Raw genomic sequence first — 18650 nt, forward strand, 5'->3', positions numbered from 1 at the left:
CGGGGCGAATAAGGCAATAGAAATTACCCACTTGTCCCGGCCCGGGCAAGCCTTTTCTCGCCAACAGTCGCTATTGGTTCACGATTTCGGCGCTATTTAACCCAAAAAGCGCTCTCTATAATGCGGCTCGCACTCTTAAGCCGACCCAGATCACGCTTTTGTGATGGCAGCCCTGTTATCAGCGCATTAGCCTTATACACTAATATGCCCTTGAGCCTCTCACTTACTGAACTCAAACTGGACGACAATGAACAAACAATTCTGGTTCACTCTTATTGGCACCCTGCTCGCGGCCTGGGCCCTGTTTCACTTCAAAACCTATCTCGGCCCTTTGGTACTGCCACTGTTTATCGGTCTGGTGTTGATAGTCACATTGAAACTTTATTCGCTGATGGACAAGGACGACAGCTGAAGTCCTGCAGGTTATACTCACAAAAGCATTCACGGAACCGGAGGCTTTTCCATGCCACAGCTGTCCTTGCAGGGCTTGGCACGTCCACTGTTATTATTGAGCGCCATGGCGCTGTCTTCCCCTTTGAAGGCCGATAATACCTCTCTCGATGATCTTTTAAATCTGATTACCCCGGCCTCATCGCAAACTGCCGTCTGGATAGAAGATTTGCAAAGCAGCGAGCAACTGCTGAGCCACAACAGTGAAACCCTGATGATCCCGGCCAGTACCCAAAAACTGCTGACCGCGGTAACAGCCACCGAGCTGCTGGGAGAAGAGTTTCGCTATCACACCAGTATTCTCAGTACCGGCTCGCCAAAAAGCGGCGTGCTTAAAGGCGATCTCTATTTGCTGTTCAGTGGCGATCCTACCCTAACGCGCCGGGATCTGACCGAGCTGTTCAAGCGTGTCACCGAAGCCGGCATTAGCCAGGTGCAGGGCAATCTTATCTTGATAGGAGAAACCCATGAGCAGCTAAGGGCTCCCGGTTGGGTATGGGATGATTTGGGGATCTGCTACGCGGCGCCCGTCTCCAGCTATGTGATCAACCAAAACTGTGTCCATGGCAAACTCGAGCCCACACTCGCCTCGGACAAAGCCAAAATTTCCGCGCCGGTTTATCTGCCAGTCAAACTGACCACCAACGCCATCTTCGACAAAGGCCACAAGCAGGGCTTTTGCGAACTGCAACTCGACCGATTACCCGGCAACCACTTTCATTTCAGTGGCTGTTTCCCGGGCTCCCAGGTATTGCCGTTGGCGCTGGCGGTCAACGACCCCGGCCAATATGCCATCGACAGCGTCGCCGGCATTATCAAGGGCAAACTCAGTATCAAAGGCAAGATACTGACCTCCAATCAGCTACCGGCCAGCTCAAGGGTGGTGGCCAGTCATGCCTCGGATGCCCTGCCCGAGCTTTTGGAAACCATGCTGCTGGAATCTGACAACCTGATTGCCGACAGCCTGCTTAAACAGCTGGGTAAACACTATTATGGTGATGGCGCCAGTTTCAGTGCCGGTGCCAAGGCCATCAGGGAAGTGCTGGCGGAAAAAGGCGTAGTGTTGGAAAGAGCCCAACTGATAGATGGCTCTGGGCTGTCACGCTACAACCTGCTCAATGCCAGACAACTGGCGCAGTTGCTGCGATTGATTGCCGATACCCCGGATTACCAGTGGTTGATGCACAAGCTGCCGGTTTCCGGCCACAGCGGCACCTTGAAGTACCGCAAGCGCTACGCCAACAAACCGCTCAAAGGCAGAGTCTGGGCCAAGACAGGCAGTATGCAGGGTGTGGTGAATCTGGCCGGGTATGTTACCGATGACAGTGACAAGCAAGTGCCCAGATACCTGTTTGTGATACTGGAAAATGGTTTGAGCCCCCAGAGTAAGGAGCTTGAAGCCGCACCCTTTGCCACACTTTTGCTGCAGGGGCTGACAGATTACCGTGCAAACAGCCGCGCAGAAAGCCAACTGGCGGCAAAAGAGCAAGACAAGCCCAAACCAACACAGCAGGAAAAAGCACAGACAGAGCTTAATGTCAGCGCTCGTTAGTGAAGCACCTTCAAAGCTCTTAAAACAGTAATAAAGCCATAAGAAAAGAGCCGCTTATCGCGGCTCTTTCAATTTAGCTTGAATACTTCTGCGTTCTCAGAACAGCTCGGGCGCAAGGGCCATCACACTGTCATCACCACTGACCAGCTGACTCAAGTGGAAATCGGCTTTGGCCAACAACTTGGCAACGTAGAACTCCTTCAGTTGGTTCTTGACCTCGGCAAAGCCCGGCTCGAGCGCATCGGTTGCAGCAAGTGCCTTATCTGCCATCAACAGCCACAGGTAACCGTAGAGTATGTAACCAAAGGCATCCAAGGCTTCAACCGCCAAGGCGTTAATGAGCGCAGGCTTATCGCCTTTTTGCTCGTTAATGGCGGCAATCGCGCTGGCAAACTGGTCAAACAGGCTTTCAACACGCTGTTTCTGCTCATTTGATACTTGTCCAAAAGTCGCCATATCGGCCTTGATATCGGCGATAAACTCATTCAGGGTCGCCAAGCGGTCACCTGTGAGCTTGCGTCCCAAAAAGTCGATGGCCTGAATACCATTGGTGCCCTCATAAATCTGGGCGATACGGGTATCACGCACCAACTGTTCTATGCCTGTCTCACGAATATAGCCGTGGCCACCGAATACCTGCTGCGCCAATATGGTGGCGTCCAGACCGCGATCGGTCAGGAACGCCTTGGCGACAGGAGTCAGGAGGCCCACGTAACGACTGGCTTTGACTTTAACCGCTTCATCTTCGGCAAACTTGGCCAGATCCAGCTGTTTACCTGTGAGCATGGCCAAGGCCCTACCCGCTTCTGTCATGGCGCGAATATTCAGCAGCATGCGGCGCACGTCGCCGTGTACCAAAATAGGATCGGAATCGCTGCCGGTTGGTGAGCCGCCGGCAGCTACGCCCTGGAGGCGCTCTTTGGCATAGTCGGCCGCCATTTGATATGCGCCCTGAGCACTGCCAAGCCCCTGAATACCTATGGACAGACGTTCATAGTTCATCATGGTGAACATGCACACCAGGCCACGGTTGGGCTCGCCGATAAGGTAACCCTCGGCATCATCAAAATTCATCACACAAGTCGCCGAGCCCTTGAGGCCCATCTTGTGCTCTATGGCACCGACGGTTACACCGTTGGCTTCGCCCAAACTGCCGTCATCGGCCACCTTGAACTTAGGTACCAGGAACAGCGAAATGCCTTTGCTGCCGCTGATTTTGGCCAGCACCAGATGCACCAGGTTCTCAGTCAAGTCCTGATCGCCACCTGTGATGAAAATTTTTGAACCACTGATAAGGAAACTGCCGCTGTCGGTCGGTTCGGCGCGAGTGCGGATATTACGCAGGTCCGAACCTGCCTGAGGCTCTGTCATATCCATGGCGCCGGCCCATTCGCCTGAGTAGAGTTTAGGCAGATATTTGGCCTTGAGCTCCTCACTGCCGTGGGCATGAATACACAGTGCAGCACCTGCGGTCAGTGCGCTGTAAAGTGTAAAGGCGTTACAGGCGCTATAACCCATTTCATCGACCATGACACCGAGCATTTTCGGCATCCCCATTCCCCCCAGCTCAGGATCGCCGCACAGCCCTACCCAACCACCGGCGGCAAACTCTGCATAGGCCTCTTTATAGCCATCGGGTGTGATCACCCTGGCAGCCTCGAAACTTACTCCTTGTTCATCACCATTGCGGTTTATAGGATGGATAAGGTCGCGACACAGTTTGGCGCTTTCTTCGAGGATGGCAGCGGCAGTATCGAGATCGACCGCATCGGCCATCGCAGGCAATGAAGACCAGGTTTGTTCGGCATCAAAGACGTGCTCAAGCAAAAAGCGCATATCGGTTAACGGAGCTTGGTAGGGATTCATCAGCAGACTCTTTAAACGTTAGATTTAAACACTTGTTTCAATCTAACCCAGATGTCACCGCAATACAATGCGCCAAAGGTAGAATTAGCAAGACAGCGACCACAAAAAACGCCTTCCGCCAGCCCATTAACGAGTGGGACTCTTCGGCTGCAAAACACCTTTATTCAAGCTATGAAAAAACCGGCCATCAGGCCGGTTTTGTTGACTAAACGCTCTCGCTGGTCTTTATTTGGTCCAGCGGTCCATCCAGCCCAGTACCTTGGCGTACCACTGCTCAAGGTTATTGGGGTTGAGGATCCAGTGGTTTTCGTCCGGATAGATCAGCAACTCCGAAGGGATATTATTGCGCTGCATATAGCTGAACGCCGCCAAACCCTGACCGTAAGGTACCCGGAAGTCTTTCTCACCGTGGATCACCAACATAGGAGTCTTCCAGTTTTCCACATAGTTGGCCGGATTGAACTTCTCATAAAGATCCTTGGCCTGCTCGTAGCTGCCGCCAAACTCATGCTCAGGGAACCAGAGTTCCTCGGTCACATGATACATGGAGCGCATATCAAACAAGCCAGCGTGGTTAACCAGGCACTTGAAACCGTCGTTCCAGTTGCCCTGGATCCAGTTCATCATGTAACCACCGTAGGAGCCGCCGAGGGCACAGACGTTATCGGCATCGATCCACTTCTGCTGTTTGGCAACCGCAGCCAGACCTTTTTGCAAATCTTCCAAAGGCTTACCGCCCCAGTCCAGGCTGATGGAATCGGTAAAGGCCTGACCATAGCCGGTAGAGCCGTGGAAATCCACCATCACCACAGCATATCCGGCACCGGCCCACAGCTGAGGATTCCAGCGGAAGCTGAAACTGTTGCCGAATGAACCTTGTGGGCCGCCGTGTACCAGGAAGGCCACCGGATACTGCTTGCCTTTCTTGAAGTTGGCCGGCTTGAGCCAGTAACCATAAACCTCTTCGTTGTTCCAGCCCTTGAAGCTGAACTGCTCGAACTCACCGAACTTGACCTTGTCCAGCTTGGCCTTGTTGACTTCAGTCAAACGGGTCAGGTTTTGCCCTTCCATGTTGATGGAGTAGAGATCGCCCGGTTCCACCAAAGACTTATGATTGATGATCAAACGATCGCCCGCCAGACCCACCAGGCTGTTGCTGCCATCGTTGTAAATGGCGCGCACATCACCAAACTGGGTGTTGATGGCAAATACAGACACCTGCCCCAGATCCTGAGCGGTCACATACAGGGTGTTGTTATCTTTACCAAAGCTCAGCGAGGCCGGGCTTCTGTCCCACATGGGCGCCACTTCCTTGCCCTGACCCGTGACTGTGTCTTTGAGCATGATGCGGTATCTGTCGGCCTCGAATCCGGGCTTTTTCATCGCCAGATAGGCCAGATAGCGGCCATCGGCGGAAAACACCGGCTGAGCATCCCAGGCCTGGTTATCTTCGGTGAGATTCTTGGCCTTACCACCTGTGACCGGCACTTGCCAGAGATCGTAGTTGGTGGTCCAGGCCTGATCTTTACTCGGTGCCTTGGCACTGTAGACAATATATTTACCATCCGGGCTGAATGTCACCTCTTCCATGCCGGAAAATGGCTTGGGTGGGGTTTCGGTATCCAGGCCCTTGGTCACATCCACCGGCTTACCTAGCTTGCCGTTTTCAAGCTGCGCCACAAACAGGTGATTACGGGCATGGTCAGACCAGGTGTCCCAGTGACGCACCATCAACTGATCGTATTCACGACCTGTACTCTTGCGCTCGGCTTCTTTATCAAACTTGGCTTTTGAACATTCCAGGGTGTCGCACTCGGGAAAAACACGAATGCTCATCACTACCTGCTTGCCATCGGCCGATAATTTGTAGCCGTCGATACCCAGAGGCAAATCAGATACGGCCTGTGCTTCACCACCATCCAGCGGCAAGCGATACAGTTGGCTGCTGCCATCACGGGCGGCGATAAAATAGACTTGCTTGTCGTCGCTGCTGAAGGCCACATCGTGCTCAGTACCCGGTGCAGAAGTCAGCTGCTTGGGAGCCGCGTTCTTGTCACTGAGATCCAACAGATAGAGATCTGAGCCGCTGCCTTCATCGGTGACCTTCTTCAGGCCATAGATAAGCTTGGTACCGTCATTGGATACAGCGGCAGAATGGAGTTTGTTGAGCTTGACCAGATCCTGGACAGTAAAAGGTGCCTTATCGGCAGCCAGCGCCGGCAGAGCCAGACCTGCGGCGAGCAGCGCCATCAATAGTGGGTTGGTTTTCATTATAAATCTTCTTATTGGTTGTTGATTGCAATGCAAAAGGGGCCAACAGGCCCCTCAAGGTTCAGCTTAAGCCTTGGCGTTCTGGATATTCACCTTCCAGATTGCCGGGCCGGTTTCGTGCGCATTCACCCCGTTGGAGTCAACCGCTACAGTAACAGGCATATCCTTGACGTCAAACTCATAGATGGCTTCCATCCCGAGATCTTCAAACGCCACCACACGGGATTGCTTAATCGCCTTGGACACCAGATAAGCGGCGCCGCCGACGGCCATCAAATATACCGCCTTGTGCTTGCGGATAGATTCGACTGTGGCCGGACCACGTTCTGCCTTGCCTATCATGCCCATTAGACCCGTCTTATCCAGCATAAGATCGGTAAACTTATCCATACGGGTAGCGGTTGTCGGGCCGGCCGGGCCAACCACTTCATCACCTACTGGATCGACTGGACCTACGTAATAGATGAATTTACCAGTGAAATCAACTCCTTCAGGTAAGCCTTCACCGCTTTCAATCAGGCTCTGGATCCGTTTGTGAGCCGCGTCACGGCCGGTGAGCATCTTACCCGAGAGCAGCAGAGTATCGCCGCTGTTCCAGCTTTCAATCTCTTCCTGGGTAACGGTATCGAGATTGACCCTGCGCACGCTCTCACCCACTTCCCAGGTGATTTCCGGCCAGTCATCAAGGCTTGGCGGAGTCAACTCGGCTGGGCCGCTGCCATCAAGATGGAAATGCACATGGCGGGTGGCGGCGCAGTTTGGGATCATCACCACAGGCTTGGAGGCAGCGTGGGTTGGCGCTGTCTTGATTTTAACGTCCAGTACAGTAGTCAAACCGCCCAGGCCCTGGGCACCAATGCCTAAGTTGTTGGCGCGCTCGAAGATATCCAAACGCAGCTTCTCTTCCGTGGTTTCGGCGCCGCGTTCCATCAACTCGTGAATATCCACGCTCTCCATCAAGGCTTCCTTGGCAAGCACAGCGGCTTTCTCGGCGGTGCCGCCAATACCTATTCCCAGCATACCCGGAGGACACCAGCCGGCGCCCATGGTTGGCAGTGTCTTCTCAACCCAGGCGGCGATATCGTCAGATGGATTGAGCATCACCATCTTGGCCTTGTTTTCACTGCCGCCGCCCTTGGCGGCAATGGCCACTTCGATATGATCGCCGGGAACCATCTGAATATGCACCACGGAAGGTGTGTTATCGCGGGTATTCTTGCGGCTGCCAGCCGGGTCGGCCACTATTGAGGCCCGCAGCGGGTTATCAGGATTGGTATAAGCGCGGCGCACGCCTTCATCCACCATCTGCTGCACTGTCATATCTGTCTTGTCCCACTGCACGCCCATTCCCAGATAGACATAACAGGTCACAATACCGGTATCCTGGCATAAGGGTCTGTGTCCTTCGGCAGACATGCGCGAGTTGATCAAAATCTGGGCAATTGCATCCTTGGCAGCCTGGCTCTGCTCACGCTCATAGGCGGCGGCCATGGCATCGATAAAATCTTTGGGATGGTAATAGGAGATATATTGCAGGGCATCACTGATGCTGTCGATAAAGTCAGCTTGCTTGATTACAGACATGTTTGGCGCTCCATTAGCCTAAGGATCCGCCCCTTCAGCTCAGGATCAACGCTCAACAGAGATTCAAGCCAAAGCCTTGAATTTCAGGCTCCGCTTGTCGGTTTTGCGACACAAAAATGCTCAAAACGACAGCAAAGCCGTGATACAACGCGTTTTCACCAAGGGCCAGGGGTGGTTTTATTAGTTTTTTGTGGCCGTTATGATACTCTTTCGTTCCTTTTTGGGCTACATCACATTTTCAGATAGGGTCGTTCGATGTACCAGCAGGCTATTTGCCCTCCCGCCATTCGCGTTCTTGACTGGCAACTCTCAACCTTAGAGCTGTTTTCCCACTTCAGCGGTGAGCCTTGGGCCATGCTGCTGGATTCGGCCGATGCCCAGCACAATGACGCCAGATACGACATCATAGTTGCCGAGCCAATAGCCAGACTGGTGACCATGGCTGAAACCACCCAAATCTCTGAGGCGAGCGGCGTACGATGCTCAAGTGACGATCCTTTTGCCTTGCTGCAACAACTGCTGCAACAGTATTTTCCCAATGCCATGCAGGTCAATCTGCCTTTCAGCGGCGGCGCGGTGGGCGCCTTCAGTTACGATCTTGGCCGCAGACTGGAAAAACTGCCAAAACTGGCCGCAGCCGATATCGCTCTGCCGGAGATGAATGTCGGTCTTTATGACTGGGCTCTTATTCGCGATAAGCAATTAGAGTGCTGGCAATTGGTGCACTACCGCGGCGAAAAGGCGCTGACAGCAACCCTGTCGTGGCTAACGTCCAAAGTCACAAACAGCCCCAATAAGCACCTTGACCAGAAAGCGTTCCGACTCAGCGGTGAGTGGCGCTCGCAGCTCAGCCGCGAGCAATATGGCGACAAGTTTGCCAAAGTGCAGCAATATCTTCACAGCGGCGATTGTTATCAGATCAATCTGACCCAAAGATTCCAGGCCGACTATCAAGGTGATGAGTGGCAAGCCTATCGTAAGCTCAGACAAGCCAATGGCGCGCCCTTTTCTGCCTTTATTCGCCTGGAGCATAACTGCATTCTGTCAATCTCACCCGAGCGTTTTATTGCCCTGGATTCCAATCGCCATATTGAAACCAAGCCCATCAAGGGTACCCTGCCCCGAAGTGCCGATGAACAGCAAGACAGGGAACTTGCCAAACAGCTGGCGGGGTCGGAAAAAGACAGAGCCGAAAACCTGATGATAGTGGATCTGCTGCGCAACGATATTGGCAAGGTCGCCAGCCCAGGTAGTGTGGCCGTACCGCATCTATTTGCCATAGAAAGCTTTCCGGCGGTGCACCATCTGGTCAGCACGGTAACCGCCGAACTGGCAGCGGGTTATCAGGCCACAGACTTGCTGAGGGCCGCCTTCCCCGGCGGCTCTATCACAGGCGCGCCCAAGATCCGCGCCATGGAAATTATCGAAGAGCTGGAACCCAGTCGCCGCTCACTCTACTGCGGCGCCATCGGGTATCTGAGCCAGGATGGTAAAATGGACAGCAGCATCACCATTCGAACCCTGGTTGCCGATTCCGGGCAGCTCTATTGCTGGGCCGGCGGCGGCATAGTAGCCGACTCAGATGTGGATGCCGAATACCAGGAAACCTATGATAAAGTGAGTCGAATACTGCCGCTATTAGCCCCGGAGCCCGACTCACCTTAGCCTGATACCTGCATTCAAGCTGGTTGAGAGTTCTTTGCGAAGACAGGACAATAATGGCTTGGGTTATTGATTAGTTCAATCGACTTCAAGGACGCTATGGATAAAGACGAGCTGTTAACCCGTTTTCAACTCAGAGCCCTGAGTCGATACCATTCTAGCCCTTTGACCCCGGCCAAACTCAGAGCCGCGGCGGTACTTATCGCTTTGGAGCCGGGTTTGCAGGGACCGGAGCTTATCCTGACCCAGAGGCCGAAGCATCTTAAGGCTCATCCCGGTCAGGTGAGCTTTCCAGGCGGCAAACCGGAAGCCGAAGATCAGAACCTTATCATGACAGCCCTCAGGGAGGCCGAAGAAGAGATAGGTTTGGCACCGGACAATGTCGAAATCATAGGTCAACTTCCCAATCACCCCACCTTTACCGGCTTTGAGATCACCCCTGTACTTGGCTGGGTAAAGTCACCCTTTGAGGCCAAAATTGACCCGGCCGAAGTGCAGGAGCTGTTTCGGGTGCCGCTGGCTTTTTTACTCGAAGAGGAAAATCGTCACACGGCAATGTTCGAGCGCCGCGGCCATTTCTACCCAGTCACCTTTATTCCCTATCGCAGGCACTTTATTTGGGGCGCCACCGCGGCGATTATCGATATGCTCTGTCGACAACTGCGCTGACAACACAACATGAAGGCTTAGATAAAGAAACGCAGATACAAGCCGGCGGCGGTGGATGAGAGCAGCAACAGTGGAATATTGAACCAGTAACCCAAACGGCTGTGATGGGCCACATACCAGTTAAAAGCCAGACTGAGGAAACTGATGGCGGCGCAAGCCCAGATGATGTATTCCAATAGCATGGTTTGCTGAGGGTCCCAGTACAAACGCACCGGCGCCCCTTTGCTGAAGAAGTAGCCTACGGCCCTGTCCGGCCTCGCCTTATCGAATACCAGCAGGGCATAAATTGCCAGTGACCAGCCTATAATCGATAGGCTTGCCAACAGATATTGAAAGATTTTCACCTTCTTCATCCGAACTCCTTCCGTCTGAAGGGGGATATTACCCCCAGAATACCTTTTTCAGCTTGAGAAAAGCCACCAGCAAGGTAATATAAACCTCCAAATTTTTTCCTGTGTCATCAATATAGTCAGGGATTTGCCTGATTTCTGCTCTCGAACTATTTTCGGGGCCGAGTTGAAGCATAAAACGTTTCATTGGAGAACTAAGCAATAATGAGCATTGCATCTGTCGCATCTGTATTTAAAGGTGAGCATGCGGTCGGTTCACAGGTCACTGTACGTGGCTGGGTTAGAACCCGTCGTGATTCCAAGGCCGGCATCTCGTTTCTTGCCGTCTATGATGGTTCCTGTTTCGATCCTATCCAGGGCGTGGTGCCAAATAGCTTACCCAATTACAATGACGAAGTGCTGAAGCTCACTGCCGGCTGCTCCGTGATTGTCACAGGTGAAGTGGTTGAAAGCCCAGGCTCAGGCCAGGACTTTGAACTGCAAGTGACCCAAGTGGAAGTCACTGGCTGGGTTGAAGATCCTGATACCTACCCTATGGCCGCCAAGCGTCACTCGGTTGAACACCTGAGGGAACTGGCACACCTGCGTCCACGTACCAACATCATTGGCGCAGTTGCCCGGGTACGTAACTGCCTGTCACAGGCGATTCACCGTTTCTATCACGAAAATGGCTTTATCTGGGTCTCTACCCCACTGATCACCGCCTCAGACTGTGAAGGCGCCGGTGAAATGTTCCGGGTATCGACGCTGGACATGGAAAACCTGCCACGCACTGCCGATGGCAAGGTGAACTATGACGAAGACTTCTTCGGCAAAGAGGCGTTTCTGACCGTATCCGGCCAGCTCAACGGCGAAACCTACGCCTGTGCCCTATCGAAGATTTACACCTTTGGCCCTACTTTCCGCGCCGAAAACTCCAACACCAGCCGTCATCTGGCTGAGTTCTGGATGGTTGAGCCGGAAGTGGCCTTTGCCGATCTGAACGACATTGCCGGTCTGGCCGAAGCCATGCTCAAGTACGCCTTCAAGGCGGTGCTGGAAGAGCGGATGGACGACCTGCAGTTCTTTGCCCAGCGCGTCGATAAAGGCGTGATTGAGCGTCTGGAGAACTTTGTCAGCAGTGACTTTGCCCAGGTGGATTACACAGATGCCGTTGAGATCCTCAAAAACTGCGGTAAGCAGTTTGAGTACGATGTCGAGTGGGGCATAGATCTGCAATCCGAGCATGAGCGTTATCTGGCCGAAGAGCACTTCAAGGCTCCTGTGGTAGTGAAAAACTATCCTAAAGATATCAAGGCCTTCTACATGCGTCTCAACGAAGATGGCAAGACAGTGGCGGCGATGGACGTATTGGCCCCCGGTATAGGTGAAATTATCGGTGGTTCACAGCGTGAAGAGCGCCTGGATGTACTGGATATGCGCCTGGCCGAGATGAACCTCAACAAGGAAGATTACTGGTGGTATAGAGATCTGCGCCGTTATGGCACTGTGCCTCACTCAGGTTTCGGTCTGGGCTTCGAGCGTCTGGTGTCTTACGTTACCGGTGTTTCCAACATCCGCGATGTGATCCCCTTCCCTCGCGCCCCAAGAAGCGCCAACTTCTAACGAACTCTTATCCAAAAAACGCGCTTCAGGGCGCGTTTTTTTTTGGCTGAATATCGGTTTAGCTACAGATTTTTACGCCGGCTTAAAGGGCTGCACTCTGTCGCAAACCGCGCCGAGCAAAGGTTTGTCGTGAGAGATCACCAGCAAGGTCAATTGCCTATCATGGGCTATCTGCAATAGTTGCTGCCAAAGCCTTTGCTGACTCACCATATCGAGCTGGGCCGTGATTTCATCACAGATAAGCAGCCTGGTTTCCGGCACCAGTGCCCTTAAAATATTGAGCCTTTGCAGCTCACCGCCGGAAAGGCCGCCGGGGCGAGATGCCAACCAGCGTCTGAGTTCAGACTCGGCCACGCCGAGCATGGGCAAGAGATGAGCATAATCACGCCCCTGCCAACTCTCATTCAAGGATTGCGCCAGGGTCAATCTGGGGTTGAACGCCTGCTCCGGCTGCTGGATAACCCACTGAATGGGTGAAGGGCGACCGCGAACCTGCCTGAGCTGCCGACAGCATTCAAGCTTTCCCGCCGCAAGCGGCATCAAGCCTGTGAGTATCGTCGCCATGGTAGACTTGCCGCAGCCACTGTCACCCCAGATCCCGAGAATTTCGGCGCGATTAATGGCTATCTCAGGCAGCTCAATCACCTTACTGCCCCGGTAAGCCAAGCCACCACTGAGTGAAAGCAGCGGCGATAATGATGCAGACGACAAAGGTGCGCTTTCAAGCTCTAAAGCAGAGCCGGATTGAGCCGGTTTTGTTTGCAAAGAATTTAGACTCATGCGCGCCTCCGACAAGGCGAGTTGTTGAAACTATCCAGGCTGTCACCATGGGGCTTTTGTTGACTAGCGGCTTGACTAGCAGATTGGCCAGCGAATTGACTAGTAGACTGGTTATCGAGTCGGCTATTGAGTTGACTCTTGGGCTCGCCATTCGATTCAGCATCAGCCAAGCGACAGCTGCTGGCAGGCCAGTTTTCCGGCAATGCCGCCAGCAAGGAGTGGCTGTAGCAGCCTTCACTTTCACACTTATCTCCCAGCTTATGCCCGGCAAGACTCACCCGCAGACTGGCACTATCCGTCACCTCGGCGAGCCGGCCGCGGCGCAGCAGATACAGCCCGGCATCCAAGGCCAGCACGGCCCTGAGGTTATGACTGATAACCAGCACCGCCTTGGGGCCGGCGTCTAAACCCAGTCGTAGCTGCAAGGCGCCACTGGCAACGTCATTGAGCAAGGCGTAAAGCTCGGTGGCAGCAAGCTCATCCAGGCCGCAACAAGGCTCATCGGCCAGCAGTAGATCCGGCGCCTGCAGCAGGGCCTGCGCCAGCAACACCCGCCGGGCCATACCGCCGGAGAGCATGGGAGGATAAGCCGCCAGGATCTCAGCTGTGATACCCAGCTCACCGTACAGAGCCTGTCGATAAGGACGCATGGCATCATCACAGTACCAGTCGAGCAATTCGCTTATCTTAATGTTGGCGTCCAGCACCTGGGTGCTTTGAGCGCAAAGCGCCGTCTTCTGTGGCCGCATCAAGCCAGCACATTGCATGACTATCCCCTTTGGCAAACTGCCCATGATAGCCAGCGCCAGCAAGCTCTTACCGGCACCGCTCTCCCCCAGCACTGCGGTAACCTGTCCTGGAACCACCTCAATATTGAGGCCATCCAGCAAGGTTCTGCCATTGCTATCCTTCAGGGTTAAATCTGTCACTTGGGTATGAATAGCGGCGGCTGGTTTAACATAGTTTGAGGAAAATAAATCGCTTTTAGACTCCAGGGCATTGGTGCCCGGCAACTTAGGCGCGGCCATACCGTCTCTGGCAAACTGGATCAGATTTTCGGCAAGCTTAGACAGCAGCAGAATAAAGCTCAGCAGCAAGAGCCCGGGGAACAGCGCCAGCCACCATTGGCCAAGCAACAGATAGCGATTGGCCTCAGCCAGCAGTTCGCCCATGGAGGGCGCGTTGCTGTCGAGGCCAAAGCCAAGAAAGCTCAGCGCCGCGACATGGAGCAAGGCATGCGGAAACAAGTTGAGCCCGCCAATCAGCCACTGTGGCATAATGTGAGGCCATAAGTGGCGCATGCGGGTGCTGAACCTGGAGCCGCCGAAACCCAGCGCCAGACTGACATAGGGCTGAGCCAGGATTTCATCCATTTCCAGCAAGAGTAAACGGGTCAGTCTCGGCCAGTGGCTCAAAGCCAGGGCCGCTATCACCCCATATTCCTGGCCACCAAAGGCCAGCGCAAGTAAAATCAGCAGCAACAGATGTGGCAGCGACATACAGAGATCGCAGCTGAGCAATATAGCCTGGCGCCATCTGGATCCGGTTTGCGCCAGCAAGGCCAGCAGCAGTGCCAGCGAGCTGCTGAGCAATACCGCCAGCGCGCCTATCCACAGACTTTTGAGCATGGCCGCGCCGCTGCGCTCGGCCATATCACGCCCAAGCCAGTCCGTCCCCATGGGATGAGTCCAGGATGGCCCCTGACTCTTGGCCAGCAGGTTAAGCTCACTGGCATGGTTGCCAAATAGCAAGCATAGTGCCGTCAGCAAGAGAAGTCCGCAAACCGGCCAAATCCAGATGGCGACGCGGCGGGCATCCTTTGTCTGAAGGCTTTTCAAGCAGAGCGTTAAACCGCCCATCATGCCTGCACCCCAGCGGCATGAGTCGCCCCCCCACTGAGCCTGCCGCGCTGCAATCTGGCGCTGATAAGCTCGGCGGCCAGGTTACCGCAAAACACAAACAGCGCCGAAAACAGGGTGATCCCCATCAGCAAGGGCGCATCGTTGCCGAGTCCTGCCTTGACCAAAGCACTACCGAGTCCTGGGAAGTTGAACACGGTTTCGGCGAGAATAGAGCCGCCGAAAAGCTCGGCAAAAGAGGCAAAGTGCAGCACAATCGCAGGTTTCAAACTATTGGCAAAGATATGCTTCTTGAATACCGCAAGACGACCTTTACCGTGACTTTGGGCATATCCCACATATTCGCTGTGGTAGAGATCCAGTACCTTTTCCCGGGTGTGCAGCACCAAGGGCGATAGCTGGCTCAGCGTCAGGACAGTCAACGGCAAAGCAAGATGCAACAACATGCTGCCAAGGCTCTGCTCGGTAAAACTCAGCCCAAGCGGCGCAGCGCAGCACACGGGCGTCCAGGCCAGAGTGACAGAGAACAGGCTTATCATTATCATCGCCAACCAAAATGAAGGAATGCTCGAAAGCAGCCAGGCAAAGCGTCGTAGCCAGCGATCGCAGAAACTCCCTTCGGTGATTGCACACAGCAGTCCTAGGTCATAACCGAGCAGCAGAGCCAGTCCCCAGGAAAGCGCCATCAACAGCAGAGACAGCGGCAAGCGCTCGGCAATCACCTCAGAAACGCTCTGGCGAAACACCAGGCTCTGTCCCATATCGCCACTCAGCAGCGCGGAAAAGTAGCTGGTGATCTGCTGCCAGAGTCCGGTGTCCAACCCCAGCTCGCGGATCATCTGGGTGCGCTGGCCATCGGATACCGCCAGCAGGTTACCGCCAAGGTAGTGGATTAAGGGATCGAGCGGCGATAATGACAAGAGCACAAACGCCAACAAACAAGCAAACAGTAACAACAGTGCAAGCCGTATTGAACGCAGCAAGGCGCCACGCCAGTAGACTGACGACCACTTTTGAGCCACTATCGGCTTGCAGGCTGACGCTGGTGATTTCACGGACATTGCCAGCGCCACTGGTTGATATTATTGGTGATCGGCCAGCCATGGCCATGGGGCTCAACCAAGGGCTGCCCCAGGTACAAACACGGATTGGCGGCATACAGATGCTGCAGATTAACCAACCAGCTCCAGGGCACATCCTGGATTATCTGCTGCTGCGCCTGCTGCCAGAATGCAATTGCGCTATCAACAGAATCTGCCTCGCGAGCCTTTTCCAGCGCCTTATCCACCAGCGGATTTTGATAGTAGCCTGAATTGAAATAGCCTTTGCCGGCATTGCGACTGTCGTAGATAAGCGCCATCTCATTGGCAGAAAGGCTACCAAAGCCAAAGAGTACCGGCGCCTGATGCATCACTCGATAGATGTTTTCCCAGCTGTCCGCCTTGGGCTCCACCTCGAACCCGGCCATTCTGGCCATCTGGGCACTGGCCTGCGCCAACTGCTCGCGAATGCTGTCACCGGCCAGATAGTAGAGCGGGAATGTCAGCCGTCGCCCATTCTTTTCGCGAATGCCGTCTGCTCCCGGTAACCAACCGGCATTGGCCAAGAGTTCAGACGCTTTGAGTAAACGCTGCTTCAAATCCCAGTCGGCCCAACCAGGAACCGCGCCGCCCCATGGCAAGTCATCGGCAATTGACCAGGCAGGTCTTGCATACCCTCCCAGCAAGCCATCGACAAGTTGCTGGCGGTCGATCACCATATCGAAGGCTTGGCGCACCGCCAATTCACTGGTGACCGGGTTATCTTCTGCTCGCATCGGCCAGGCAATGCCGCGGTTATCGACGCTGGTTTGTGACCACAGGCGATAATTGCCCTGCTCCATCAGGGCATCGGCATATCTGGGTGCCAGCGCCGAGAGTTGCAACTGCCCGGTTCTGAGCATGGCAAAGCGGCTGTCTTCGTCGGCAAAGACGATGACCAATTTGTCGAAAAAGGGTTTTTTCAGCAACGGGTTGTCGGGATCGGCACTCTGATATCTGGGGTTGGCTTCCAGGATCAACTGCTGCCCCTTATCCCAGCGGCGCATTTTATAGGGCCCCGAGCCTATGGGATGCTGACCATAATCCGGGCCGTAACTGTCGCTTGGCACTATCGCCAACTCTGCCAAGGTATCGATAAAGCCAATATCAGCCTGCTTGAGGGTGAATTCGACTTGCAGTTCAGACTTTTGCTCCACCCAGGCAAGATTGGACAAGTCCTGCATGCCTGCTCCTTTTCTGGCGAGCTCAAAGGTAAAGGCGACATCCTCTGCATTAAGCGGGCTGCCGTCACTGAACACCAGATTGGGCCTCAGGGTTACTGTCCATTTGAGCCTGTCCGGGCTCAGGGTCCAATCACTGGCGAGATCGCCGATAAACTCACCACCGCCGGCGCGGCGCAGCAAGGCTGATTGAATAAGCGGATTATTGTAACGCCCCCAGCCAAGGATGGGGTCAAAGCCACCATCAGGCTCGGCGCCCAGCACCATAACCAAAGGCTTTGGGCTATTGGAAGCATCTACAGAGGAAGGCAATACAGCAAGCAGCGAAGTGCACAATAAAGCGCCCAAACCAAGTAAACGACCAGGCTTTGACAATGGCTGCCCGTGCCATAGAGGAGGCTTGCCTTGATTGCGTTGGGAATTGCTTGAAAGAGATGAAAACAACACCTGAGACTCCCCGAAAATGGTGAAACCCTGCCAGTGACGCTTGTTGATTGGCTGGAGCCTTGGCTTGTTGTTATCACCCAAACCGGTAAAACCGGCTTGTTGTTACTCAATCATATAGGTGTAACAAAGGTTAAGGCTGGCAGCCTGGACACGGCCCAAGCCGAATTTGCACGACCGTAAGTTGGATAAGCTGCGATGACCTTGCTCAAAAGTACCTTTTTATTAGAGTCTCTTTATCAAGAAGGTTTGCTCACATACAAGACAGCCGGTGACTGTGCGGGTTATGTGCAACTTCAACTCCGGGTACCATGGGCTTTTGGCTATCAGGATCTGGAGATTACGGTCTGGATCCGGCCAAATATTACGAATAATTTTTTCGTAACACTACTCCCATTCCCCCCGGTGCAACAGCATAAAAAAACGCCAAAAGCAAAAAGTTTGCTTCAGATCACACCCGCCGAGAAGGAAAAAGACATTTTGTGGCAAAGCTTGTGTAAGCTCTATTGATTAAAGGTGTTTTTCAAAGAGACAGCCATGACAGATGAAACCCAACGCTTTACCGTTTCCCTCCCCCAGTCGTTATTTGAAGAGATAGAAACTGACAGCCGCGAGCGTGGCTATCAATCCCGCTCCGAGTATATCCGCGATCTGTTTCGCGACAGGATAGTCGATAAGCAGTGGAACAACAGCGTGGAAGACGTTGTCGGCGTACTGACTCTGGTGTTTGACCATCACCAAAGAGGCCTGACTGAAAAACTGATTGAGATCCAACACCACCATCTGGTGCATGTGCTCTGCAGCACCCATGTCCATATAGATCACCACAGATGTTTGGAAACCATTATCCTCAAAGGGCAAGCCTCTGAGGTGAATAAACTGGTCAACCAAATCGCCGCCCTGAAAGGCGTTAACCTTGCCCGTTTGAGCCGCGCGGGCATCATCTAGTTTCACCTCTTGGACCTTCTCCAGACACTTTTCCCTAACGCCGGGCAAAACTTCATGCCCGGCAGAAACGTCAGCGACACTGAAAACCCAACCCTTTCCACCCGTTAAACCATAAGCCTGACATGGCAGCAACTTGCAACCGAATCTTGCAACGCTGACGGCAAGGTCTGAGTATTACGAATATAAAATTTTTCATACTCATTGTTGAGAATTTGATCTGCCTCAACAAATACCTTGGCTGAGTTTCTATAATCATCGCCGTATTAATAAGCGATGTAACTTAGCGCACTCATACAAATCACACCTTTTTGAATGCGCGGCAATGGAAAGTTAACCCTGTTAACTGTTGC

At 53.7% G+C, this 18650-nt stretch carries 15 protein-coding genes; 7 read left to right on the plus strand and 8 right to left on the minus strand.

Translation table 11 applies throughout. The annotated features are described in order from the left end of the window. Nucleotides 1-247: 247 nt before the first annotated feature. Both E1N14_RS11395 and dacB read left to right on the plus strand, forming a co-directional pair. Nucleotides 248-412 carry a hypothetical protein gene (locus E1N14_RS11395; protein WP_093982798.1) on the plus strand — a complete coding sequence of 55 codons (165 nt, stop codon included), beginning with the start codon at nt 248-250 and terminating at the stop codon, nt 410-412. A gap of 51 nt (nt 413-463) precedes the next feature. Next, the gene (dacB, locus tag E1N14_RS11400; RefSeq protein WP_082813098.1) at nt 464-2002 is read left to right on the plus strand and encodes a D-alanyl-D-alanine carboxypeptidase/D-alanyl-D-alanine endopeptidase; all 1539 of its coding nucleotides are present in this window, start codon (nt 464-466) and stop codon (nt 2000-2002) included. A 96-nt stretch (nt 2003-2098) separates the two neighbouring features. Here the strand turns inward: dacB and E1N14_RS11405 are convergent, their stop codons facing one another. From E1N14_RS11405 to E1N14_RS11415, 3 genes are all read right to left on the minus strand, one after another. Then, entirely contained in the window at nt 2099-3868 is a 1770-nt protein-coding gene (locus E1N14_RS11405) for an acyl-CoA dehydrogenase family protein (RefSeq protein ID WP_025010309.1), read from the minus strand. 225 nt (nt 3869-4093) lie between these two features. Further along, nucleotides 4094-6139, minus strand: a complete 2046-nt coding sequence (locus E1N14_RS11410; RefSeq protein ID WP_025010308.1) for a dipeptidyl-peptidase 5 — start codon at nt 6137-6139, stop codon at nt 4094-4096. Between the two features lie 66 nt (nt 6140-6205). Beyond that, nucleotides 6206-7723: a fumarate hydratase gene (locus tag E1N14_RS11415; RefSeq protein ID WP_025887332.1), complete on the minus strand. Its 1518-nt coding sequence runs from the start codon at nt 7721-7723 to the stop codon at nt 6206-6208. Between the two features lie 255 nt (nt 7724-7978). Here E1N14_RS11415 and pabB point away from each other — a divergent pair, with 255 nt between their 5' ends. Both pabB and E1N14_RS11425 read left to right on the plus strand, forming a co-directional pair. Then, nucleotides 7979-9388, plus strand: a complete 1410-nt coding sequence (gene pabB / locus E1N14_RS11420; RefSeq protein ID WP_025010307.1) for an aminodeoxychorismate synthase component 1 — start codon at nt 7979-7981, stop codon at nt 9386-9388. A gap of 96 nt (nt 9389-9484) precedes the next feature. After that, a complete protein-coding gene (locus E1N14_RS11425; RefSeq protein WP_025010306.1) occupies nt 9485-10054 on the plus strand; it encodes a CoA pyrophosphatase in 570 nt (189 codons plus the stop codon). 17 nt (nt 10055-10071) lie between these two features. On the opposite strand, the gene E1N14_RS11430 is transcribed toward E1N14_RS11425, so the two are convergent. Then, a complete protein-coding gene (locus E1N14_RS11430; protein ID WP_025010305.1) occupies nt 10072-10407 on the minus strand; it encodes a hypothetical protein in 336 nt (111 codons plus the stop codon). A 201-nt stretch (nt 10408-10608) separates the two neighbouring features. On the opposite strand from E1N14_RS11430, the gene asnS reads away from it, so the two are divergent. Continuing rightward, on the plus strand, nt 10609-12009 hold the full coding sequence (asnS, locus tag E1N14_RS11435; protein WP_025010304.1) for an asparagine--tRNA ligase: 1401 nt from the start codon (nt 10609-10611) through the stop codon (nt 12007-12009). 72 nt (nt 12010-12081) lie between these two features. On the opposite strand, the gene E1N14_RS11440 is transcribed toward asnS, so the two are convergent. From E1N14_RS11440 to E1N14_RS11455, 4 genes are all read right to left on the minus strand, one after another. Then, on the minus strand, nt 12082-12789 hold the full coding sequence (locus E1N14_RS11440) for an ATP-binding cassette domain-containing protein (RefSeq protein WP_247600872.1): 708 nt from the start codon (nt 12787-12789) through the stop codon (nt 12082-12084). Then, nucleotides 12786-14558: an ATP-binding cassette domain-containing protein gene (locus tag E1N14_RS11445; RefSeq protein WP_247600870.1), complete on the minus strand. Its 1773-nt coding sequence runs from the start codon at nt 14556-14558 to the stop codon at nt 12786-12788. The genes E1N14_RS11440 and E1N14_RS11445 overlap by 4 nt, the downstream gene beginning before the upstream one ends. 89 nt (nt 14559-14647) lie before the next feature. After that, nucleotides 14648-15709, minus strand: a complete 1062-nt coding sequence (locus tag E1N14_RS11450) for an ABC transporter permease (protein WP_081782911.1) — start codon at nt 15707-15709, stop codon at nt 14648-14650. Further along, nucleotides 15700-17244, minus strand: a complete 1545-nt coding sequence (locus tag E1N14_RS11455; RefSeq protein WP_247600868.1) for an ABC transporter substrate-binding protein — start codon at nt 17242-17244, stop codon at nt 15700-15702. Before E1N14_RS11455 ends, E1N14_RS11450 begins: the two co-directional genes overlap by 10 nt. Before the next feature lie 306 nt (nt 17245-17550). Between E1N14_RS11455 and E1N14_RS11460 the strand changes: the two genes are divergently transcribed. Beyond that, entirely contained in the window at nt 17551-17862 is a 312-nt protein-coding gene (locus E1N14_RS11460; protein ID WP_025010298.1) for a hypothetical protein, read from the plus strand. Nucleotides 17863-17889: 27 nt separating this feature from the next. Then, nucleotides 17890-18300, plus strand: coding sequence for a nickel-responsive transcriptional regulator NikR (nikR, locus tag E1N14_RS11465; RefSeq protein WP_025010297.1), 411 nt, complete (start codon nt 17890-17892; stop codon nt 18298-18300). The last annotated feature ends 350 nt before the right edge of the window (nt 18301-18650 follow it).

This window comes from Shewanella algae, assembly GCF_009183365.2.
Lineage (GTDB): Bacteria > Pseudomonadota > Gammaproteobacteria > Enterobacterales > Shewanellaceae > Shewanella > Shewanella algae.